A 22481-nucleotide genomic window follows, 5' to 3' on the forward strand; every position below is an offset into this window, starting at 1 on the left:
AAATGCTTACCTTACATAGAAATTAATAATATGCCGACAGTCATGAGTATCCCGCCAATAAGATATTTGATGCTAGTATATTCGTTCCAGATAAGTGCACAAAATATAAGTACTAGCACAAAGCTTAAGCGCTCAATAGCTACTACTTTGGATACAACGCCATACTTAAGTGCTATCAAATAGCTAACCCATGCAGCTCCACCACAAATACCTGCAAGTAAAATATACCAACCATATGTGCTTTGTAGCGTGATTACATTAGCTCCATTAATTTTACGTGATACTATACTAGTAAGAACTAAACATGCAGTTATTACTGATGATTCAATAGTAGCTGCCCAGGTAGGGTCGATGCCAGCAAGTCCAATGCGTGTGAATATAATTGCTAAGGCCCCAAATAATGCTGATGCAAATGGCATATAGAAACCAATTCATTACTAAACTCCCATGATACAATTTTATATGATCATAGGATGAAGTAGTATTATGCGCAAGACTTAATAACTGTGGCATAATTTTATTGGTGTTTCAAAAAATTCCCCCACTTACACAAAGCGGGGGAAAAGATATTAGCTGTTATATTGATACCAATACAGCACCGGCGGTCATGAGTATACCTCCAATAATATATTTAATGCTGGTATATTCACCCCAAATAAGAGCACAAAAGACGAGAACAAGAACAAAGTCGATAGCAACTTCTATAGCTACAACACCAGACACAGCTCCATATTTCAGAGCTATAATATAACATAACCAAGCAGTACCACTTGCAATCCCAGCCAAGAGTATATACCCCATATTACTCATATTTATCTTTATCATGGTTTCATTAAATTTACTTAAGAACAAACTTGCAGTAACAAGAAATCCTGTTGTGATCAAAGAGTTAATGGTAGCTGCCCATGTAGGGTCAACCCCTGCAAGGCCAATACGTGTCAATATAACTGACAAGGCACCAAAAAATGCTGATGCAAACGTATATAAAAACCATATCATAAAAAGAATGCTCCTATTCGGGCGGTTATGAGTTGTATGCAAATATGCATATATCCGGTATGATAATGCTAGTTAAAAATTTTGGCAACAAAATCCCCACCTATCATAGGTGGGGACAATGTACTGATTTTAAAGCTATTTTTTATTTTTGACCCTTAGCCTGGCTAGGTTTTTTGGTATCTTGTGCAAAACCCTCAATCAATTGTTCTATTGTCTTAATTGTATCACGCACTAAGTATAATTCCAATGTCTTTGATTGAGCTTGTCGTACAGTTTCTAGTAAAGCACGTTCTTCATCATTTGCCGGTTCTTGAGTTGTTTTTCCAAATAATAGGTACTGTTTGTATGTAGGGATTTTAATGGTACCATCATTGATTCCTTGCTCTAGACTATCGATTTTTTGGGCAAACTCATTGAGTGATTGTTTGATGCTTACTTCTTCTATTTTGCCGGTTTTGAGTGAGGTACGTCTTATTCTTTTGTTCAGTATTTTGGTCAATCGTGTTTGAATACCCTTTTTGCGGAGTGGGGTATATGATTTAGAGAGTTTTTGAAGTTCTTCAATTGCCAAACCTGCTGAGCCCAACTGACCTAATTCGCTTTGTGCCAGATTTTTTTGGACAAAACTAATAGTATCTTGTGAATCTTTTTCCATAGAATCTTTGGTTTGATCTACTTGTTTTTTCGCAATCGCATCAATATCAAGGGTATTCATTGCCTTAACTGATTGCTCAAGGTATTTTTCTACTTTATCAAGTTCATAATTTATGAGAGTTTCTGTCTTGTCTTGAGGTTTTTTCTCATCTTTTTTAGTAGATTCTTTTTCTTCTGTTTTTTTCTTTTTATCTGCTTCGGCTACTTTTTTGCCTTCTTTATCTTCTTTTTTATCTTTTGCCGGCGTACCTTGTTTTTTTCCAGGTTCTCCCGCACCAGACATTGATGCAGGTTTACTTGATGCTGTTGAATTTTTTGTTTTGGCAATTGGCGTGTTTGAATAGTATTCATTGCTGTCATAGGTAGAAGGAGCGCCATAATAACCATAATCAGAATCATAGCTTTCTGGTGAATAGTATCCTGCACCATAGTCTTCTGCGCGTCCAGCAACAGTAACACGACCTGTTGGGCGTGGACGTTTTGATTCTTGTTCGGCGCGTTCTTGTGCAGCTTTTTCTTCAGCGGTTAATTTTTTTGCGCGTGGTTCATAGGTTGCTATGATTTTATCAATTGCATCATTAACATTCAGTTGGTACAAGCTTTCTGTATATGCACTAATAGTTTTTTGTAAAGCATTTTTAACAGGGTTACTCATTTTTTCAATACCAAAAGGAGAAATATCTATTTGCTCTTCATATTCCACCAAGTTGGTTCTTAATTTTGCCAAATTATTATATAATGACTCGTCTTTAATGAGCTCACCTAGGTATTTATACTTGTTACTTTTGGGGTCACGCTCTGATAGCATGTTGATTTTATTTACAAATTTTTCTATATCATTCTTGACTGTTTGCCATGTCAGACCTGGTTGCCAATCATAAATACGTTTTGCTTTACCCCAACGTTCTACTTTGCTTGCAAATTCTGGGATTCCCTGAATTTTTACCAAGAAAGTATTAGTTTTTTTGACAACGGTATTTATTAAATCAATTGCCTGATCTTCTTGATTTTGCTGTTTTGGTGTAATTTTTGTTTTTGCTTTTTTTTGTGTGGTTTTTACTTTTTCAATAGGCAATGGTTCTTGTTGTGGTACAACATCAGTTGAGATTTCTTCCATAAAGCGTTCGAATTCTTGTGGGTTACTTAGTAGTTTTGCAAGACCTTCTTCGCCTTCTTGATCAACTTTTTGCTGAATTTTTGTTTCTATTTTTTCAACCATGGCATAAAATTCTTTTTGTTCATTTTCTGGTAATGATTTTACAAAAGAATCAATTTCTTGAGCTGCTTTTTCGAGCTCGGCCATCATTGCTTGCGGATCTTGAGGCATGTTTGCCGCTGGCATAGTATTTGTCATACCTTGTACGGTATGTACTGAGGTAACCATACTACATGCGACTAGACCAATACATAAAAATTGCTTAATACGTTTTAGAATCATAGAATTGTCCTCCGGTTCCTTTAGTTCATTGCGCCTATCAAATACACCGTAGTATAGTGTACCTTAATTGTAGAAAATGCCTAATGAAGTAATGGTGTAGATAGGAAGTAACGGTATATAATTACAGTATATACCAAGGCCCACGTTTGTCGACAGGTCCCCCATGAAGCGACCACTTGAAGGTTTCTTGCTTATAGAGCTTTTGGTTGCTATGGCAATCATGAGCTGTGTAGCCTTAGTGCTGGCTCAGTATCAGGCAGGTATTATTCAGGTTCAGAGAGATGCCTGCAACCGCATGCAAGCTATAGCTATAGCTGGAGAAAGATTGGACAAAATACTGGTTAATAAGCGATTGCCATCTGAATTGTCTGAACAGGTTGATCAATTTACCATACGGTATGAAGCGCAACAGGTGCCATTAGTAAGTTTGGATATGCCATATATACTGCAAGAAAAGCCATCTTTTTATACTATTAGCGTATGGGCCTCCTGGGGCCAACATAGTGTATATCTTTCTAGCGGCATGGGGATAACATGAATCAAAAGGGATTTTCTCTTATTGAATGTATGGTATACAGCGTACTTTTTTCAATCATGGCAACAACGTGGTTTCATGCCTTAATTACCATGCAACAGCGATTAATGCAGCAAAGTACTGCGTGTAATATTTTGACTGAAATGTATGCTGCACATGATGCGTGTATACGCGACTTGCGTATGGCGCCAAGAACAAGAAAGGCTTGGGTTATGTTGAATAATACGTATTTAGTTTGGTGCAATGGGACCATGTGTGTGGGGTGGCAGATAGAGCCGGGCAAGTTGATAAGGTATCAAGGAACCTATAACCCCCAAGATGATACCTGGCATACTTATAAAAAAAGTATAGTTTCTGAGCATATAGATACTGCCTATTTTTCTATTGAAGGTAACCACCAAACAATTAATATGATTGCAGTAACTCTACACCAATCTAATTGTACGGTAGAGCGCAAGGTTTATTTGCATGCATAAGTCGGGTTCAGCTATTTTGATTGTAATATTATTATCTAGTATTTTAGTATCGTTAGCTACTATTATTATTCGCAATGTTAGTAATATTATGGATATTGCCATACAGCGCGAAGCGTATGAGCAAGAATACTATGCCTTTGTAGGATTATTAAATTATAGTAAAACCTTGGTATCTTTCTATAGCTATCAGTTGCAATGTATGGGTGATCGAAAGGAGATAATCCTTAATGATTGGCAAAATAGATATAAGGGAGCTATTTTTTTTGTCCCTGAAGAAGGTAGTCTTAAGGTTACCGTGCAATTGGCCCAAAATAACCAGGTGTTACAATCTGAATCGTATACCATAAAGGCATAAAAGATCGTAGGCAATTGGGTCTTTTTTGTTTATACTATTTTTATCTCACATACTTTTTTATCTCAAGAGGGGCGGCATGAAAGTATTTCTAAAACAAGATATTGAAAAAATTGGTATGGCCGGTGAAATTGTTAAAGTCGGCGATGGTTATGCGCGTAATTATCTTATCCCACGCAATATAGCAATTGAAATCACCCCACAAAACCAGTCATTTTATCAAAGCAAAATTAAGTCAATAGAACATCGTAAAGAAGTTATTGAAAGCAAAACTTCAATGCTTGCAGAACGTATTAATACTATGAAAATTACCATTAAACGAAAAATGCATGACGATGGTAAATTGTATGGTGCAATCAGTCAAGGTGAAGTTGTTGATTTATTAGCCGAACAAGGTGTTAGTATTAATAAGAGCCAGGTTGTTATTGATAAATCAATAAAATCTAAAGGTGCTCATAAGGTTGTTATTAAGCTTACCTCTCGATTGCAACCAGAGCTCACCTTAAACGTGTTACCAGAATAGTACATTGGTGCATGCCACAATGATTAAAAAGCAACATCGTGATACCTCTTCTATGAATACTCAAAGAATTAACAACGCTCAAACGATCCTTGGGCGTAGTTTGCCTGCAAATGTTGAGGCAGAAAAATCTGTTCTTGGTGCACTCTTGCTTAATGATGATGTACTCAGCAAAGTAACTGAAATAGTGCGTCCGCAAGATTTTTATCATCCAGGACATCAGACTATTTTTAAAGCAATGCTAGATTTATCACAAGCGCAAAAACGTATTGATTTAGTAACTTTGCAAGATACGTTAGCGACAAATAATTCATTAGATGCTGTGGGTGGCGAAGTATATTTACTCTCTCTGCAAGAGGATGTTACCTCTGTAGGGTTTGTTGCACAGCACGCTACTATTATCAGAGAAAAGTCTGTTTTACGTGAGTTGATTAATTCAGCAGCAGATATAATTGCCAATTGTTATTCACAAGAAAACGGCAGCATAGAATCGGTATTAGATTTAGCAGAAAAAACTATTTTTGAGATATCAGATAAACGTACCAATCAAAGCTTTGTGCAAATTGATATTTGGTTGAAAAAAACATTTCAACATTTATCTGATATTAAAAGTAATAGTAAGGGTATTACTGGTATTGCAAGTGGATTTGGGCAACTTGACGCTATGACATCGGGTTTTCAAAATGGCGATTTAATTGTATTGGCAGCACGACCATCTATGGGTAAAACAGCATTAGCTCTTTGTTTGGGAGCACATGCAGCGCGCCAAGGAGCAGCTGTAGGTATATTTTCACTTGAGATGGCAGCAGAACAATTAACATTACGTGTTTTATCATCAGAATCTGGCATTGCGCATCATAATATAAGAAATGCTACTATCACCTCGCAAGAATGGGTAGAGCTCACTAACGTTGCAGCTCAGCTGGCAGAATCAAAAATATTTATAGATGATACTGCTATGCTTGATATTATGTCACTACGCGCGAAAGCACGTAAATTAAAGGCTACTGGTAGCTTGGATATACTTATTATAGATTATTTACAGCTTATTCATGTGAATAAGCGACATGAAAATAGGCATCAGGAAGTATCAGAAATTTCTCGTTCCTTAAAAGCACTTGCTAAAGAACTCGAGATTCCTATAATTGCATTATCGCAGCTTTCTCGTGCTGTTGACAGTAGGATGGATAAGCGACCAATGCTTTCTGATTTGCGTGAGTCAGGTGCAATTGAACAAGATGCAGATGTTATTATGTTTCTGTACCGTGATATTGTATATAATCCTGAAACCGAGCATCCTGCACTAGCAGAACTTATTGTAGGCAAACAACGCAATGGACCAACTGGTACTGTACATTTAAATTTTGTTCGTGAATTAACTAAGTTTGAAGAGATTAATGATCAACCATTTTAAGTAAAGGGGTCAATGTGGATAGTAGATCGGTTATTGCTCAACAATCTAGCAGAATTGATTTTGTAATCTACAGCTTGGCATTTGGTGTAGTTGGTAGCTTGATTTATCAAGGCTTACTTTTTTTGTATCAATGAAATAATTTTCTTAATGAATCATTAAATATTATTTTTTGGCCGTATACGTATGTTTACGGCCTTTTTTTTCGGCCTTTTGCAATATCTCTACACACTTATTACGTTTCAGAAATTTGGCATAATGTATCATATTGAGGCCTTGTATTGGCGAGGTCGCATGAATGTTGGCTCCTTGGTGGGTTAATGACCGTACCATATTGGGATTGTTTTCATCTATCGCATAATTGAGGCGAGCGTCTAGCATTATCTTTTGTAACTTTTCTTGCATGCTATCTATGTGCCCTACGAGAAATATACACCATATGACTATTTTCTTTTTCATATATACTACTCCCCATATTAGTTTACTTGTTTATGATTTTTCATAGCAATCATTTTGATGAAGAGAATAAATATATGATAATTTTAGGAATTGACCCAGGCTTTCACATAGCAGGTTATAGTATTATAAAAAAAGAGGGCAATAGGATATTATTACTTGATAGCGGTTATTTGAAAATGTCACCAACCAAGCATTTATCAGAGCGAATCTCTATATTTCATAATTTTTTTGCAGAAAAGATTGCTAGATGGCATATAACTGATTTAGCGCTTGAAACACCATTTCTAGGTAAAAATGCTCAGAATTTTTTAAAGCTAGGTTATCTTCGTGGTATCCTATATCTTTTGTCGCATAATAATAATCTTATCATGCATGAATTCTCACCTCGGGAAATTAAACAAGCAATAACTGGCTTTGGTGGTGCTAGCAAAGATCAGGTTGCTCGTGTTATCTTACAACTTTTTCCAAGGCTTGAAAAACCTGAAAAAGAAGATGTAACTGATGCTTTAGCAATAACTCTTTGTGGTTTATGGAAACATCGAGCTCAACTTTTACGTTAAACTATTGTTTTTTTGCATGACACTCATATAGAGTAGGGGTAGGGAAAGAAGGGTAAGGGGGACATACTCGATGGGAGGCTCTTATGGTTGGAGACTCTTTGTTGCTCAATAAGGTTTTACCGATTGATCTGACTCGATCTATACGTACATTCGAGATATTGCGTGAGCCACTTTCTGAGCAAGTAATTTTAGAATTGCAGGATAAATTTTTAACAAACGGATTTCATTATATCAAAGTTCCAAATCAAGTAGTTGGACGTACTTTAGTAGAACGATTTGTTTCATCACTGCAAATGTATCATCATGATGGGGCATGCGTTACCTTATCTGAACAACAATTACCACCTAGGATTACTCATATTTATCGTAGTATTTCCAATAAAGGATACCTAGATCCATTTGATATTCGTGATCTGGAAGAATTTTTTATAGAAGACTTTTATTATGATTTCATATGGATTGAAGCGACAAAAGAGCTACTTGCTACACCATGGTTTATTGAGTTCGAAAAAATTTTACTTGACTTCCATATGGAAAAACATATACCTATAGTAGTAGTGCTCTACGAGCATGAGTAATCTTGAAATTTTCTTGACTCAACTTCGAGTCAAAACCTTCTTACATTTTTTGCCTCAAAATTTAACCCAGAATATACCTTATGCCCGATAATGGATATTATGTTAAAAAATGTAAATATACGATCTGATGCAAATATCCAACCAGAAAAATATAGAAATTTCATATCTCATTCTTAGTTTTTATACGCTATGCGAGACTATAAAAATAGCATCTAAACCATAGATCAATAAGTCACAAATTTTATAAAAAATAATAAATAATAAATTATTAATCGCACGCATATCCGTATATATAGTATTGCCCAACTAGGATAGGTGCAAAAAATCCAATAATAGTTTTTTGGCTAGGCGGTTGAAAAAAACACTCACAAAAACACTCTTTAATCGAACGATCTTTAAATAGATAATACATCGGATCAATCAACTTGCTTCTTTTGGTGTCGTTGAAATTTATACCCTGTTTTGATATGCGAGGCAAAAAGGGTATTATTCCTTCGTGTAATAAATAATTATTGTCAAAAAATAACTTGGTTGGTAAATTAAAGTCCAAAATTTTTTCGCATGAAGATATACCATCAAAAATTTTTATTTGATACATCTGAAAATTAATAACTTTGCTATGTGTTTCGATATATTTTGGATGGGCAATTACAAAACCTTCATTGCGATCAGTCATAGTAAGATATGCTATAGCAATGTTACCAAAATCCTTAACTACAGTTTTGACTTGATGTAGGCTATCTTGAGAATGATGAACTGCAATAACTTTATACTGATGATGTATATGTTCAATGCAAAAAATTGTATCATCAATTTTTTGTGGATACATATTATTACAAGATGTGTCAGTAATTAAAGGTGTTATTTCACCTTCCATATTACTTTTGTAAATACCATATCGCTCACCATACTTTGCATGAAAATAACATTGTTGTGGATTAATCCATTGAATGTACCCTATGTTATAAAGAGGCTTATCAAACTCTACAATATGAACTGAACGCTTATCAAATTTTTTTATTTTTAGTAGTCCATTATCAATAAAGCTAAAGCCATTCTTATCCGGTAATAGCTTTACACTTGTTGGATTGTATTGCTTCGATAGCAATGGTATATAAATTTCTTTTTCTGCATGCCATGCAAGCAATTGTATTTCCCTGTTGGATACTTGATGCATAATTAATACAATATCATCACCCTCATGCTTGAAAGTATCGATAGGATAAAGGTATTCAACGGTATATATATTGCTACAAAAAAAACAAATACATAACAATGTGCTAAAAACAAATAGATGCTTCATACATGAATACCTTTTGATCAAAAAGAAAGATGAGATACAGCGTATGACAGTCATTATTATAGTAGCAATAATTTGCGTAAAAAAACCAACGCACCGATTAAAATAATCGGTGCGTTGGAAAAAAGGAGAGTAGTAATGAAGCCTAAGTTAAGTAATAATAAGGTTAAATCTTTTAGTTAAAATGTCAACTTTAATAAACTAAAAAAAGCTTTAATATAAAGGACAAATTCAACCTTATTGTCAAATAATGTAAACTATTTTTTAATGGCTGTCAACTTCTTTAAAAAATAATTATGGCCTATACTAGGCCATGGTTTTCAGATTGTCAATTTTATATGTTGCAAACCATGCTGCCTAAGATTGTCTTCTAAAAACAGGTTGCGTACGGGGCAGGTAAAGATTAGCTGGGAGTTAAGACCGGTAAGTGCGGCAAGAATGGTATGTGCCCGCAATTCATCGAAATCAGTCATAAAATCATCAATAAGAAATACTGCTGAACCCTGGAAATCCTTCAAATACTGGATTTGGGCTATTTTTAATAGAAATATGATCAGTTTTTGTTGGCCACGAGAGGCAAAAGACTTTGATTTTTTGTCCTGAAATGTGATATTTATATCGTCCAAATGGGCTCCAAATAGTGACCTGCCAAGCCGTTGTTCATCTCGATAAAGCTGATCATCGGCCACCATAGCATCCCTTGTTAGAGACATTTTTTTAATCTGATACTCAAATACAATCGATATAGATCCGCCAAAGAAGGTATCTATCATTTCTTGGGTCTTTTTTGCCAGTATAGCAAGGAGCTCTTGCCGTTTGTGCTGGATGATATGAGATATATCCCATAACTGCTCTGTCCAGAGCGTATAGGCCTGTCTGTCTGCCCTACCTTTTTTAAGTAAGCTGTTCCTATGATCTGCAATCTGCTTCAACGTACGAATATCATGTATAAATTCTGGATTATGCAGCAATAGCGCATGGTCAATGAATGCGCGTCTAATATGAGGGCCTCCGTTGATAAGCTCCAAATCATCTTCAGTTAAACTTACTACTCGGTAAAAATTCATAAGCTCCTTGTATGAACTTACTACCTTTTGGTTAACTTTAACTAAACGTTTTGCTCCTGAGAAACCAACCTGAATTTCATGCGTAATTGATTCGGCTGAAACAATAGCTTTAATAAAAAAATTAGTATGATTAAATTGCAATAGCTCTCGGGGCCAATGCGTACGAAAAGAACGTAAGTAACACGAATAATACAATGCCTCTAAAATCGAGGTTTTACCTGTTCCATTTATGCCTTCAATCAAAACTACAGGACTCTGTAAATCAAGTGTAAGATCATTGAAACATCTAAAATTTTTTATGTGCAAACGTTTAAGTTGTAATGATATATCATTATGTTGCATGTGTTGGGGCCACTGGCATTACTAAATATAACATATTATATTCTTTATCTGCAGACTCGAATATTATTGGTTTTGAGGCATTTTTTAGATAAAACTGTATTTGATCTTGCGGGAAAACCTGCAAGCCACTTAACAAATATGGTGCATAGAAGCGCACGTCTAATTGTTCACCAGTAAAACCTTCAAGCGGTACATCTTCTTGCAAGGCGCCTACTTCATTATTTTGCATGGAGACATGTATTTTTTCAGGGTCAAATCCAAAAGTTGTTGCAATAAATTGTCCTGATAACAAGCAGGATGAACGTTTGAGTGTTTTCACAAAGTGAGAACGATCGACTTTAGCAGGAACAAACCCTTTACGCTCTAAAATATTTTGATATTGTGGGAATGGATCAACTAGCAATTTAGTAAAAAAATTGAATGATTCACCTGAAAATACCAATTGATTCCCACATACACCTAAAAATATTGGTTTACTCTCTGCTGTACCTTCTAATAATTTTTTTACCTCAAAAACCGCTCTACGTGGTAATAACCATGTCTTGGGTTCTTCAAGTTGATATTTTTCTGAACAAACTTGTGCTAAGCAATGACCATCAGTTGTAGTCATTTTAAGATTTTGTCTTGATATCTCCAAGTATAAACCATTTAATGCTGGAGTTGCGTTATTCTGCGGAATCAAAAATGCAACTTTATTCAACATATCCAACAAGAAATTCTGATCTAGATGCATCAAATTCTCAATGCGCTCGGGAAATGGCGGAAAATCCTGCGCATCTTTAATATTAAGCGCAAGCTTTGCAGATCCAGATTTTAGACGCATTTGTTTATCTGTCACAGTAATTTCAATTTGACCATCCAGTTCTTTAATAAGATCAAACACACGGCGCCCAGAAACTAAAAATGACTGCGGTTGCATGATGTCTGCATGTTCAAGTTGATAACTTGCTTGTAAACTAATTTCTAAATCGGTACTTTTTAGTACTAATTCTTTGTGACCAATTTGAAACAGAATAGATGATGTTGCATCAAGTGTAGTGCGCTTAGTACAAATTGGTTGCATAGATGCAAGTAATGATAAAAATGGTTTCTGTTCAACAATAAACGTGTTTTTCATGTTTTAATTCCTTTGGAATTCTGCCGGCTTTATCCTCAATCAATAAAGTATACTATGGCAGCAAAAAATAAAAAGAACAATATCTAAAAAAACCTTAAGAACGTGGATGTTTTTTGTCGTAAATAGTACGCAAATAGCTTGTTTCTATATGAGTATAAATTTGCACAGTAGATAAATTTTCATGCCCTAAAATCATTTGTAAAGAACGTAAATCAACTCCCTTTTTTAGCATATGAGTTGCCAAAGAATGTCGCAATTGGTGTGGAGAAATATTTTTCTTACTTCCCGTTTTGGCCCACATTTCTTTCAAAATAATCCAAAATGATTGCCGTGACATAGGTTTAATAACTCCCGCATATTGGGTGGAAAATAAATAAGGCACTACCGTACGCGCCTTGCGTGTTGCATTTTGCACTTCTAGTTTGGTATCAATATATTCACGCAACATATTAATTATAGCATGTGGTATTGGTACTATACGTTGCTTGCCTCCCTTACCATCAACCGTTATGAACCCGGTATCAAATTGAATATCAGATGTTTTAAGGCGAACAAGCTCACTCACCCGCATGCCAGAAGTATACATAAGATATAACATAACTTTATTACGCAATGCATGCGTAGAATTATCGTTATCAGCAACCGCAAATAGTTTTTCTACATCTGGCTCAGACAAATAATGCGGTAATGTTTTGTCCATTTTAGGAATACGCAAATCTTTAGCAACATTTTTCCACTCAAATTGATCATTTAGGTAAGAAAAAAGCGTTTTTAATGCAGATATTTTACGTGCTATGCTTCGAGCACTCAACGATTGCTTGTGTAGGTATTTTAAAAAAGATTTGAGGTCTTTCAATGTTACTTGTTGGATTTCTAATTTTTTCTTCTTTAAAAAATCAGCTAATTGATCAATATCCTTTTTGTAAGCTGCTAACGTATTGACTGCAACACGTTTTTCGGTTAAAAGGTAGGCTTCAAACTTATATAATATTGTTGAGTTTTCCATACTACTTCTCCCCTTTTTTCTGGATATGCGTAGTATAACATAGTCATGCTACGCATGACTATAGTACATTATATGGCTTAGATTTTAATAAGATATTTTAAAAATCCCCGGAGAAACCCAGGGATTTTTTTAGTATGCTTTTGCTACAAGTACATCACCTATGCTTGGTTTTGTACAATTAAAACATGTATCAAATGTTTTTTCTTGTATCAAACAACGGGTAAAAGCTTTATATCGTTTAAGTTCAGCTTCACATGCCGCATCACCGCACCACCCGGTTTGATATATTCCATTATGTTCTTCCAAAATCGGACCGAATTCAGCAAGCTTTGCATCCTTATGCCACATAGCCTTCTGACGTGCCACTGCACGGTCAAACAATTCTTTTTGTACACGCTCAAGTAATTGCTCTACGTGAGGTACTATAGTATTTAAAGCAACTGACTCTTTAGATAGATCAATACGATCTGCTACTACAGCTTGATTGTTTTCTACGTCACGTGGACCAATTTCTATGCGTACTGGCACACCACGTAATTCCCATTTATAGAATTTGGTACCTGGTGTTTTGTGTTCATCTTCATCCAAAAAGACACGAATGCCTTTGCTTTGCAGTTCGTTTTTAATGTGTTGAGCAGCCGTAAGTACTGTTGTATTATCCATATTCTTTTTTAAAATTGGAATAATGACCACCTGAATTGGAGCTATTTTGGGCGGTATAACAAGGCCACGCTCATCGCCATGTACCATAACTACTGCCCCTATAAGCCGTGTTGTTACCCCCCAACTAGTAAGGTATGGCATAGCCAACTTACCTTCTTTATCTTGAAATTCAATATGGAATGATTCTGCAAATTTTTGAGACAGCAAGTGAGAAGTTCCCATTTGTAAGGCTTTACCATCTTGCATAAGTGCTTCAAATGTCATAGTTTTGACCGCACCCGGAAATCGTTCTGTTGGTGTTTTTTCACCAGCAATTACCGGAATTGCCAAATAGTTTTGAGCAAGATTAACATACTCCTGCAACATAAGCATTACTTCTTCTTCTGCTTCTTGTTGTGTTGCATGTGCGGTGTGACCTTCTTGCCAGAAAAATTCCGTTGTACGTAAAAATGCTCGAGGTCGCATTTCCCACCGAACTACATTGGCCCACTGGTTTATTTTGAGAGGTAAATCACGCCAAGATTTGATCCACCGAGCAAACATATAATGAATCATGGTTTCAGAGGTTGGTCTGACAACAAGAGGCTCTTCTAGCTCCTTGCCTCCTGCATGAGTTACCACGGCAAGTTCAGGTGCGAATCCTGCCACATGTTCGGCTTCTTTTTTAATGAACGATTCTGGAATAAAAAGAGGGAATGCGGCATTTTCATGCCCTGTTTCTTTGATCCGACGATCCAATATTTCTTTAATATTTTCCCATATTGCATACCCATACGGTCTAATGACCATAGTGCCGCGTACGGGTGATTGATCAACAAGTTCTGCTTGATGGATTACTTCTTGATACCATTCTGGAAATTGATTTTTTATACTCGGAAGCTTGCTCATGTACCTACCATAGTATTTAATAGTGCTTATTTTTTCTTTATATTTCATATTACTGCATTATGCAAAAAAGTACAGAATTAGACCTGAAAATCAACTATTACAAAATATATTTTTATTTTATTGTTATTAAAACCTATCAAACTATTGCATTTTTTTATTCAAATCATTTACGATTTATAGTGAGATGTTGAAATTCGCAAAAAAGAAAAAAAGAGGAACCTCAAAAAAGGAGACGAAAATGGCAGTAAAAAAACGTAAAGTAAGTCGTAAAAAAGCGACTACAAAACGTAAATCAGTTAAACGTACTGCAAAACGTAAAGTAGCAAAACGTAAAACTACTAAACGTAAATCTGCAAAACGTAAGACTAGCAAGCGTAAAGTAGCAAAACGCAAAACTACTAAACGTAAATCTGCAAAACGTAAGACTGGCAAACGTAAGGTAGCTCGTCGTAAACGTAAAACTGCGAAAAAAGCAGTCGCAAAAAAAGAGCCTATGTTGACTCGCGATGGCAAACGCAGAATGGCTAAACGCCGTGTACGTAAAGCAAAATCTGCTAAGTAAGATATTTGCGCTAAAAAAAGAGGCCCCATAAAAGGCCTCTTTTTTATTTGCCTAAACCTATATAGATCTCGTTTTTCTTATAACTCATCTTGATAGAAAACATATAAGCCAAAGGTTACAAAAATTACTGAAGCAAAGAAATGCCAGGTAACCTCTTCACCACGCATTAACCAACCAAACAATGCAGCAAATAGTGGCGTTATAAAACCTACAAATGATAGAAACGTTGCCGAATATTTCTTAAGTAGCTCACCATATAGGTTATAAAATATAATATTAGCAACAACAACAAGGAGCAATGCATACCAAGCAAATATCGCTATCCCTGCACCATGAGATCCCAATATATTTATCAAGAACGGACGTATTAACCCTTCAGATTCAGCTGGCTTTATCACCGGCAAACCATCCCACCACAATGAGGTCAGTAAGGCCATGGAACCACCAACAATCATTCCCACCCCATTAACCATCACGGGTGTATAACCACGGTCGAGTAATTGTTTCATCACTATCCAACCATAACATGCGGCAGCTACAGAGATAAACAAGGCCAATTCGGGCAATGAAACATAAAAGCTTCCAACCGCTATCTCTTCTGGTGTTTGTTGCATAATTATGGGTAATAGACCGAAAAAACCAATAATCAAGCCAAGATTTTGCTTACCGGAAAGTCGTTCGTGAAAGAGAAAATAAGAAAAAATAGCAGTAACAAAGGGAGAAATATTATAAATAAGCCCTACGCTAGCAGCAGAAAGGTATTCAAGAGCCCAAAATTCAAGCATATACGAAAGATAAATGTGGAAAAGGAATATTTGTGAGAAAAGAAACAAATCCTTCGTTTTAAGGTAAAATTTGCTACGATCAGCAAAATATTGGTAGGAAAGCAATATCCCTCCCCCTACGAACATACGTACTGCTATTAAAAAGAATGGTCGACCATAATCAAGCGCTGCTTTCCCAAGGGTAAACGTACTAGCTAGTAATGCATAAAGAAGAATAATTAAAAACATTATAAAATCCCAGATAGGTTATTACAATAATAGTATCACGCAACAATTAAGTATAGTGCAGAATAAGCGGTGCTGCTAGCTCTTATTTACGTAATTCCTCCAGATAAAAAACATATAATCCAATAGAAATAATAGAAGTTGAGATTAGAAAGCACTTTGAGATACTTTCCTTTAAAAAAAGCCAACCAAATAAAGCTGCAAACAAAGGGTACATAAAACCCGCGAATGACATAAAAGTTACCGTATATCGCCGTAAAAGCATAGCATACATGTTATAGCGAAGCATATCGGTGCAGAGTACAACAATTATTAAGCCAAATAAAAATGGCTCAAATAATAGACTAAACGATTCTATATACCATGTTTCTAAAAAAAATGAGGTACATAAAGCCAAAACACCTCCTAAAGCCATAGTAATTCCATTAATCAATAACGGAGAATATCCTTTATCCTTAACCAGTTGCCGCACCAAGACTAATCCATAGGTATATCCAAAAATTGATCCTGTTGCTTGCATACCAGGAATAGAAAAGAATGTCGCTTTATTAGCTGGATCTACAGAAGAAAGCAAAATAAGTGGAATAAAACCAAATACTCCTATAACTAAGCCAATCCATTTGTACTTCGTTAATCGTTCTGCAAAATATACATATGAAAGTAATGCTGCTAAAAAAGGAGATAAATTCAATAAAGACGATTGATTAGCAGATGAGAAATCGTCTAAGCTCATAATGCCAAGCACAAAACTAATATACATTAAAAAGAAACCTGCTTGTACAAATGAAAGTATATCTTTTTTGTCTACGTTTAATGTAGTTGGTTTAAAAAAATAGAGATACACAAGTAGCAAATTACCTGCGATAAATAAACGTATACCTTGTAAAAAAATAGGATGTATATATCCCAGACCAGCTTTAACCATAACCAGGTTCAAAGCAAATAGTGCATACATACATACTACTGGAAACATTAGCACCCTCACATAATTTACTATCAATCTCCTAGGGTATTATGAATGTGTAAATTATCATCAAGTATTTTTACCCGTTCAATTTTAATAGCTTTACCTGAATGTACATCAACCTCTATCCAAACACCCGTCATAATTACCGGCATATCAGTAGAAACTTCAAATTTTACGGGCATTTGATCTAAAAAATGCTTTATAATTACATCTTTTTTCATACCGAGCGATGAATTTAACGATCCAGTCATGCCCAAATCAGTAATATATGCAGTTCCACCAGGCAAAATCCGTTCATCTGCTGTTTGCACATGCGTATGAGTTCCTACGACACCAGATACCTTGCCTTCCACAAAATAGGCCATTGCCATCTTTTCAGAAGTTGCTTCTGCATGAAAATCAATAAAAATTATCTTAGTTTTACTGCGTAAGTAAGTCAAAATTGATTCTACCGTACGAAATGGACAATCAATAAGGTCACGCATAAATACGCGACCCTGTACATTAATAACACCAATAGTTTGCCCTTTACACTCGAATGTAGCAACTCCAACGCCGGGAACACCCATTGGAAAATTAGCCGGACGCAATACATCATGATGCTGAGCAATGTAATCATAAATCTCTCTTTTAGCCCATACATGATTTCCAGTTGTAATAACATCTACCCCATTATGCTTGAAAAATTTTACGATACGAGATGTAATACCCTTACCACCCGAAGCACTATTTTCTCCATTTACAATAATTGCATCAATATGATATTTCTCACGCACATGGTTGATATGCTTTTGAAACATAGTACAACCAGTATCGCCAACTACATCACCGATTAATAAGACTCGTAATGTACTCATATTGTTACCTTGCATATTCAACTGCACGTTTCTCACGAATAACGTTAATTTTAATTTGCCCTGGAAAGCTCATCTCTTCTTCCACTCTGCGTGCAATATCACGTGCAAGCATCATAGTTTTCTCGTCATCTAGATTATCTTCTTCAACTAGTATGCGTAATTCACGTCCAGCTTGTAAAGCATATGCTTTTTTGATGCCAGGAAATGATTGAGCAATCTCTTCAAGCTTCTCTAAGCGTTTGATATATGCAGTTAAAGTCTCTCTTCGTGCACCAGGTCGTGATGCAGACAATGTATCTGCTATGACAACAATTGGTGCATAAATAGAGGTAAATGGAACTTCTTCGTGGTGTGCAGCAATAGCATTAACTACCAGCGGGTCCTCTTTGCAACGTTTAGCAATGTCGGCACCTATTTGCGCGTGAGGTCCTTCAACTTCAGCTGTAACAGCCTTACCAATATCATGAAGTAATCCAGCTCGTAATGCTTTTTGCCCATCAAGGCCAAGCTCTTCGGCTATCATGCGAGCAAAAATTCCCACTTCTTTTGAATGCGATAATACATTTTGTGAAAAACTAGTACGAAAATGTAGTTTACCAAGTAGGGTAACAATTTCAGGATGCACCCCTTGTAGATTGAATTCAAGAATAGTTTGTTTACCATATTCTTCTATCATATCTTCGATCTCTTTTTCGCATTGTACCACCGTTTCTTCAATACGAGTTGGATTAATGCGACCATCTGCGACAAGACGCTCTAATGCTCGTCGTGCAACTTCACGACGAATTGGATTAAAACCCGATATAGTAATGTCTGGCGAATCACCAATAATAAACTCCATACCGGTTGCCATTTCCAAAGATTTGATATTGCGGCCTTCTTTACCAATAATTCGACCCTTCATTTCTTCATTTGGTAAATGAACTATACCCGATGCATGAGGCGTCACTTGATCTGCTGTATACCGTTGCATTGCAGTAACTACCGTATCGACTGCTCGTTGTTTTGCCGTTTGTCGCGCCTCTTCTTCAATCTTTTGAATCCATTGCTGGCTTGAAAGCTCCACCTCTTCCTGAAGCGTATCAAATAAAGTTTTTTTTGCTTCATCCTTACTCATATTGCCAATACGTTCGAGCTTTGCGATTAACTCATTGTATAGATTCTTGAGCTTTGATTCATTAACTCGTAGCGTATCTTCTGCACGTAAAAGCTCTCGTTCTTTTTGTTGAACTTCCCGACGCATTTCATCAAGATGCTCATCCTTTTTTTCCAAGTTCTCATACTTTGCATTTAACTTATTTTGCAAGCGATCCAACTCAAGACGTTCTTTCTTAAGTTCCAACTCAAATTCTTTACGCTTACGGTACATTTCATCCTTAAGCTTTAAGGATGCTTCTCTGCGTTCATTGTCAATATGACGTTTTGTATTTTGCCATTTTTCTTCTGCTTCTGCCAATAATGTTGAAGCACCTTTTATTTTGCGTTGTGCATACAACAATAAAAGCATACCGGCAGCTGTAATAGCAAGGCCAAATATGCCCAATATAGTAATAAGAGAAATTCCTATCATAATCTTTATCCAATCTGTTTTACTTGGTTGGAATCAACTAGGTGATTCCAACTATTGCTTTTTTATATACTATGCATAAGTATGCTTAGTATTTTTAAATATAAGGCTTGAAGTAAAAAAGAGAGGCTCTGTGTATATGGAATTAATACATACACATGAGGTAGTCACTGTTGTACCGACCACGATGAAAGGACGTTATGATAAAGGCGTGAGTAGCTCTTGATCTATACGATCAATAAGAGCAGCCTCTTTGCGTTCAATAGCTTTTACTGATTCCTGCGTGTTTATAAGTTCACTTGCTATGCGCAATGCTGTTAAAACAGCTATTTTTTTTGGCTCTACATTCTGTAAAAGTTCAGAAAGTGAACGCATAATATCATCTACTTTTGCTGCAGATTGTCTAATATGCTGTTCTGCTTCATCACTTACTAATGTATACTCACCGTCCATTATTTGTACGGTATACCGTTTCTTTTCTTTCATTATTGTTGTTTTTCGCTTCCTACAAGGTCATTTATACTCTTGATTAGATCGTCAACAACCACTTTGGTCAGTTCTTTTTCTTTGCTTAATTCTTGTATCTGCTTGCTACCTTGAGTAACTGATCCCTCTAATCCATCAAGCCGTGCTATCAATTGTCCGTTTTCTTCTGCGAGTTTAGCATTTTCAGCTTTTAGTTCTTCATTATTAGTTGCTAACGTATCCGAATGCTTTTGTAATTCTTCATACGTTGCTTGTAATTTCTTATTACGACCTTGAAGATCCTTAATAAGTGCTACAAGTGTCACAACTTTTTCTTCTAGTACCTTTAAAGCATCCATCATCTCTCCCCTATCTTACCTTACATTATTTATCAGGTAAGAAAGATACTAGTACTACGAGACTCGCATTGTCAAGAAAACTACTTTTTGGCTATATCAACCAATTGTGCAAAGGCTTTTGGCTCATAGATAGCTAACTGGCTAAGCATTTTTCTATTCAACATTACCTGAGAACTACTCAAACCATACATAAATTTATTATATGACGTACCATGCGCTTTTGCTGCAGCACTAATACGCGAGATAAAAAGAGAACGCATATCACGTTTTCTTAATTTACGACCTTTATATGCATATGCCCATGCACGCATTAAAGTTTCTTTTGCACGTTTAAATACGTTTTTACGTTGTCCCCAGAAGCCTTTAGTTTGTTTTAATAAGCGTTTATGGCGCTTTTTTACAACTATACCTCGTTTTACTCGTGTCATGATTAATATCCTAGTATTATTGAATTATAATTAGTATGGTAACAATCTAGCTATGCTTTTATAATCAGCTTCACTTACGTATGCACTTTTGCGTAATTGACGCTTATTTTTTTTAGTCTTTTTAGTCAACAAGTGACGTCTAAAACCTTTAGCGCGTTTTATTTTACCATTCTTTTTGCCACCAACTTTTTTGAATCTTTTTTTTGCTGCTGATTTAGTTTTTATTTTTGGCATACAATCACCTATGTTAATTACCTTTTAAATAATATATGCGAGACCACAAGCGACCTGCTTTCATATCACTTTCCTGAAGCATATTGTCGCTGGTAAATCCATTATCACGAAAAGTTTTTTCTATTTTCGCAAATAGCTCATCACCACGCTCATCTTTTGTTGCTTGTTCTCGACCTCTGAAAAACAAAGTAAACTTAACTCGTTTACCATCTTCCAAAAATTGAATAGCTTGCTTCATTTTTGTTTGATAATCATGCTCACCAATTTTAGGACTAATTTTAACTTCCTTAACTTGGATTACTTTTTGGTGTTTTTTTGCTTCTGCTTTCTTTTTTTTCTTCTCATACAGAACTTTCCCAAAGTCCATAATTTTTGCAACTGGCAACCCATCTTTGCCACTTTCTGCAATAAGCACTAAATCCAAGCCTTCTTCATCTGCCTGTTGTAGTGCTTGACTGCGGGAAACAACACCAATGTTTTCACCACTAGATCCAATCAATTGAAACCGATCAGCTCTAATTTTTTCATTTATCAACGGGGATTTTTCTCGTTTATCTTTCAATTCTTTCAATGTATCCACACCAAATCTATGCGCTTTATAGGTTAATATTTATATTTCAGGGTTTTCATTGCCTGCTAATGCAGTCAGAACTTTTTGATGTATGATCGTAACAACATCTTGATTATTTTTTAAATATGTCAAAGCTTGATCACGACCTTGTGCAATTTTTTTATCTTCAAATGAAAACCATGCACCTGATTTTTCTATCACATTGCAATCTATTGCTACGTCTAGCAAATCAAGCTCCCTACTTATACCTTCATTAAATAACAAATCAACTTCAACCACTCTAAATGGAGGCGCAACCTTATTTTTTGCAACCTTCACTTGAACCCTATTGCCTATGTTTGCTTCCTGCTGTTTCAAACTTGCAATACGTCGAACTTCCAAACGAACTGAAGCGTAAAACTTAAGTGCTTTACCACCAGTTGTAGTTTCTTTAGGAGCAAATGGCATAGAACCAATATTTTGTCGAACCTGATTAATGAAAACCAATGTTGTTTTTGATTTATGCACAACAGGAGTCAACTTTCTTAGCGCTTGCGACATGAGGCGAGCCTGAAGCCCCATATGCGAATCACCCATATCGCCTTCTAGTTCCGCCTTAGGAACCAACGCTGCTACCGAATCAATTACAATCATATCAACAGCACCAGACCGGACAAGCATTTCTGCTATATCAAGCGCTTGTTCGCCGTAATCAGGTTGAGAAATAATTAAATCGTCAATATTGATACCCAAGCGCTGTGCATGAGCTGCATCCAAGGCATGTTCGGCATCAATAAATGCACAAATACCATTATTCTTTTGTGCTTGAGCGATCGCATGTAGAGCAAGTGTTGTTTTACCAGACGATTCTGGGCCAAAAATTTCAATAATTCTACCTCGCGGAAACCCGCCTACCCCAATCGCATGATCAATTTTGATTGACCCTGTCGAGATAGCCTCTACTTTATTATTGCCAACCTGCCCCAAAAGCATAACGGCACCATTGCCATATTGCTTGTCAATTTGAGCAAAAGTAACCTCTAAAGCCTTCTTTTTTGAGGTGTTTTCATCATTTTTTAGTACATGTTTTTCTGAGGATGTTTTCTGTTTCATGTGT

At 36.0% G+C, this 22481-nt stretch carries 27 protein-coding genes; 8 read left to right on the forward strand and 19 right to left on the reverse strand.

The annotated features are described in order from the left end of the window. Nucleotides 1-11: 11 nt before the first annotated feature. From PK943_01255 to PK943_01265, 3 genes are all read right to left on the reverse strand, one after another. Nucleotides 12-419, reverse strand: a complete 408-nt coding sequence (locus PK943_01255; protein ID HRN77840.1) for an EamA family transporter — start codon at nt 417-419, stop codon at nt 12-14. 157 nt (nt 420-576) lie between these two features. Further along, nucleotides 577-999, reverse strand: a complete 423-nt coding sequence (locus PK943_01260) for an EamA family transporter (GenBank protein ID HRN77841.1) — start codon at nt 997-999, stop codon at nt 577-579. Between the two features lie 142 nt (nt 1000-1141). After that, nucleotides 1142-3091: a hypothetical protein gene (locus tag PK943_01265; GenBank protein ID HRN77842.1), complete on the reverse strand. Its 1950-nt coding sequence runs from the start codon at nt 3089-3091 to the stop codon at nt 1142-1144. 163 nt (nt 3092-3254) lie between these two features. Between PK943_01265 and PK943_01270 the strand changes: the two genes are divergently transcribed. The 5 genes from PK943_01270 to dnaB all read left to right on the forward strand — a co-directional run bounded on the left by PK943_01270 (nt 3255) and on the right by dnaB (nt 6388). Then, nucleotides 3255-3629 (forward strand): type II secretion system protein, encoded by a 375-nt coding sequence (locus tag PK943_01270; GenBank protein HRN77843.1) that lies wholly within the window; start codon nt 3255-3257, stop codon nt 3627-3629. Next, nucleotides 3626-4102, forward strand: a complete 477-nt coding sequence (locus tag PK943_01275) for a prepilin-type N-terminal cleavage/methylation domain-containing protein (GenBank protein ID HRN77844.1) — start codon at nt 3626-3628, stop codon at nt 4100-4102. The genes PK943_01270 and PK943_01275 overlap by 4 nt, the downstream gene beginning before the upstream one ends. Continuing rightward, nucleotides 4095-4457: a hypothetical protein gene (locus PK943_01280; protein HRN77845.1), complete on the forward strand. Its 363-nt coding sequence runs from the start codon at nt 4095-4097 to the stop codon at nt 4455-4457. The genes PK943_01275 and PK943_01280 overlap by 8 nt, the downstream gene beginning before the upstream one ends. Nucleotides 4458-4533: 76 nt before the next feature. After that, complete coding sequence (gene rplI / locus PK943_01285) at nt 4534-4977, forward strand: 50S ribosomal protein L9 (protein ID HRN77846.1); 444 nt, start codon at nt 4534-4536, stop codon at nt 4975-4977. Between the two features lie 19 nt (nt 4978-4996). Next, the gene (gene dnaB, locus PK943_01290; protein ID HRN77847.1) at nt 4997-6388 is read left to right on the forward strand and encodes a replicative DNA helicase; all 1392 of its coding nucleotides are present in this window, start codon (nt 4997-4999) and stop codon (nt 6386-6388) included. Nucleotides 6389-6550: 162 nt separating this feature from the next. On the opposite strand, the gene PK943_01295 is transcribed toward dnaB, so the two are convergent. Further along, nucleotides 6551-6844, reverse strand: a complete 294-nt coding sequence (locus tag PK943_01295) for a hypothetical protein (protein HRN77848.1) — start codon at nt 6842-6844, stop codon at nt 6551-6553. Between the two features lie 32 nt (nt 6845-6876). Here PK943_01295 and ruvC point away from each other — a divergent pair, with 32 nt between their 5' ends. Together ruvC and PK943_01305 are read left to right on the forward strand one after the other, a co-directional pair. Continuing rightward, complete coding sequence (ruvC, locus tag PK943_01300) at nt 6877-7404, forward strand: crossover junction endodeoxyribonuclease RuvC (GenBank protein HRN77849.1); 528 nt, start codon at nt 6877-6879, stop codon at nt 7402-7404. Nucleotides 7405-7487: 83 nt separating this feature from the next. Continuing rightward, nucleotides 7488-7982, forward strand: coding sequence for a hypothetical protein (locus PK943_01305; protein HRN77850.1), 495 nt, complete (start codon nt 7488-7490; stop codon nt 7980-7982). 268 nt (nt 7983-8250) lie between these two features. Here PK943_01305 and PK943_01310 read toward each other — a convergent pair whose 3' ends face one another. The 5 genes from PK943_01310 to proS all read right to left on the reverse strand — a co-directional run bounded on the left by PK943_01310 (nt 8251) and on the right by proS (nt 14413). Then, a complete protein-coding gene (locus tag PK943_01310; GenBank protein ID HRN77851.1) occupies nt 8251-9285 on the reverse strand; it encodes a hypothetical protein in 1035 nt (344 codons plus the stop codon). A gap of 317 nt (nt 9286-9602) precedes the next feature. Continuing rightward, nucleotides 9603-10691: a DNA replication and repair protein RecF gene (gene recF / locus PK943_01315; GenBank protein HRN77852.1), complete on the reverse strand. Its 1089-nt coding sequence runs from the start codon at nt 10689-10691 to the stop codon at nt 9603-9605. Beyond that, on the reverse strand, nt 10681-11808 hold the full coding sequence (gene dnaN / locus PK943_01320; protein ID HRN77853.1) for a DNA polymerase III subunit beta: 1128 nt from the start codon (nt 11806-11808) through the stop codon (nt 10681-10683). The genes recF and dnaN overlap by 11 nt, the downstream gene beginning before the upstream one ends. A gap of 94 nt (nt 11809-11902) precedes the next feature. Continuing rightward, nucleotides 11903-12814, reverse strand: coding sequence for a tyrosine recombinase (locus tag PK943_01325; protein ID HRN77854.1), 912 nt, complete (start codon nt 12812-12814; stop codon nt 11903-11905). 129 nt (nt 12815-12943) lie between these two features. Further along, nucleotides 12944-14413: a proline--tRNA ligase gene (gene proS / locus PK943_01330; GenBank protein ID HRN77855.1), complete on the reverse strand. Its 1470-nt coding sequence runs from the start codon at nt 14411-14413 to the stop codon at nt 12944-12946. A gap of 190 nt (nt 14414-14603) precedes the next feature. Between proS and PK943_01335 the strand changes: the two genes are divergently transcribed. Continuing rightward, complete coding sequence (locus PK943_01335; protein ID HRN77856.1) at nt 14604-14927, forward strand: hypothetical protein; 324 nt, start codon at nt 14604-14606, stop codon at nt 14925-14927. Between the two features lie 77 nt (nt 14928-15004). Here PK943_01335 and PK943_01340 read toward each other — a convergent pair whose 3' ends face one another. The 10 genes from PK943_01340 to recA form a co-directional block, all read right to left on the reverse strand. Continuing rightward, the gene (locus tag PK943_01340; GenBank protein ID HRN77857.1) at nt 15005-15940 is read right to left on the reverse strand and encodes a DMT family transporter; all 936 of its coding nucleotides are present in this window, start codon (nt 15938-15940) and stop codon (nt 15005-15007) included. An 82-nt stretch (nt 15941-16022) separates the two neighbouring features. Then, nucleotides 16023-16910: a DMT family transporter gene (locus PK943_01345; GenBank protein HRN77858.1), complete on the reverse strand. Its 888-nt coding sequence runs from the start codon at nt 16908-16910 to the stop codon at nt 16023-16025. A 23-nt stretch (nt 16911-16933) separates the two neighbouring features. Beyond that, nucleotides 16934-17761 carry a TIGR00282 family metallophosphoesterase gene (locus tag PK943_01350; GenBank protein ID HRN77859.1) on the reverse strand — a complete coding sequence of 276 codons (828 nt, stop codon included), beginning with the start codon at nt 17759-17761 and terminating at the stop codon, nt 16934-16936. A 4-nt stretch (nt 17762-17765) separates the two neighbouring features. Continuing rightward, nucleotides 17766-19331: a ribonuclease Y gene (rny, locus tag PK943_01355; protein HRN77860.1), complete on the reverse strand. Its 1566-nt coding sequence runs from the start codon at nt 19329-19331 to the stop codon at nt 17766-17768. A 195-nt stretch (nt 19332-19526) separates the two neighbouring features. Beyond that, complete coding sequence (gene zapA / locus PK943_01360) at nt 19527-19814, reverse strand: cell division protein ZapA (protein HRN77861.1); 288 nt, start codon at nt 19812-19814, stop codon at nt 19527-19529. Next, nucleotides 19814-20155 carry a hypothetical protein gene (locus tag PK943_01365; GenBank protein ID HRN77862.1) on the reverse strand — a complete coding sequence of 114 codons (342 nt, stop codon included), beginning with the start codon at nt 20153-20155 and terminating at the stop codon, nt 19814-19816. Before PK943_01365 ends, zapA begins: the two co-directional genes overlap by 1 nt. 77 nt (nt 20156-20232) lie before the next feature. Further along, nucleotides 20233-20580: a 50S ribosomal protein L20 gene (gene rplT / locus PK943_01370; protein ID HRN77863.1), complete on the reverse strand. Its 348-nt coding sequence runs from the start codon at nt 20578-20580 to the stop codon at nt 20233-20235. A gap of 30 nt (nt 20581-20610) precedes the next feature. Continuing rightward, nucleotides 20611-20814, reverse strand: coding sequence for a 50S ribosomal protein L35 (gene rpmI, locus PK943_01375; protein ID HRN77864.1), 204 nt, complete (start codon nt 20812-20814; stop codon nt 20611-20613). Nucleotides 20815-20827: 13 nt separating this feature from the next. Continuing rightward, nucleotides 20828-21394, reverse strand: a complete 567-nt coding sequence (gene infC / locus PK943_01380; protein HRN77865.1) for a translation initiation factor IF-3 — start codon at nt 21392-21394, stop codon at nt 20828-20830. 30 nt (nt 21395-21424) lie between these two features. Continuing rightward, nucleotides 21425-22477, reverse strand: coding sequence for a recombinase RecA (gene recA / locus PK943_01385; protein HRN77866.1), 1053 nt, complete (start codon nt 22475-22477; stop codon nt 21425-21427). Nucleotides 22478-22481: the final 4 nt, after the last annotated feature.

Source organism: Candidatus Dependentiae bacterium (assembly GCA_035445995.1).
GTDB lineage: Bacteria > Babelota > Babeliae > Babelales > Vermiphilaceae > DAOMRS01.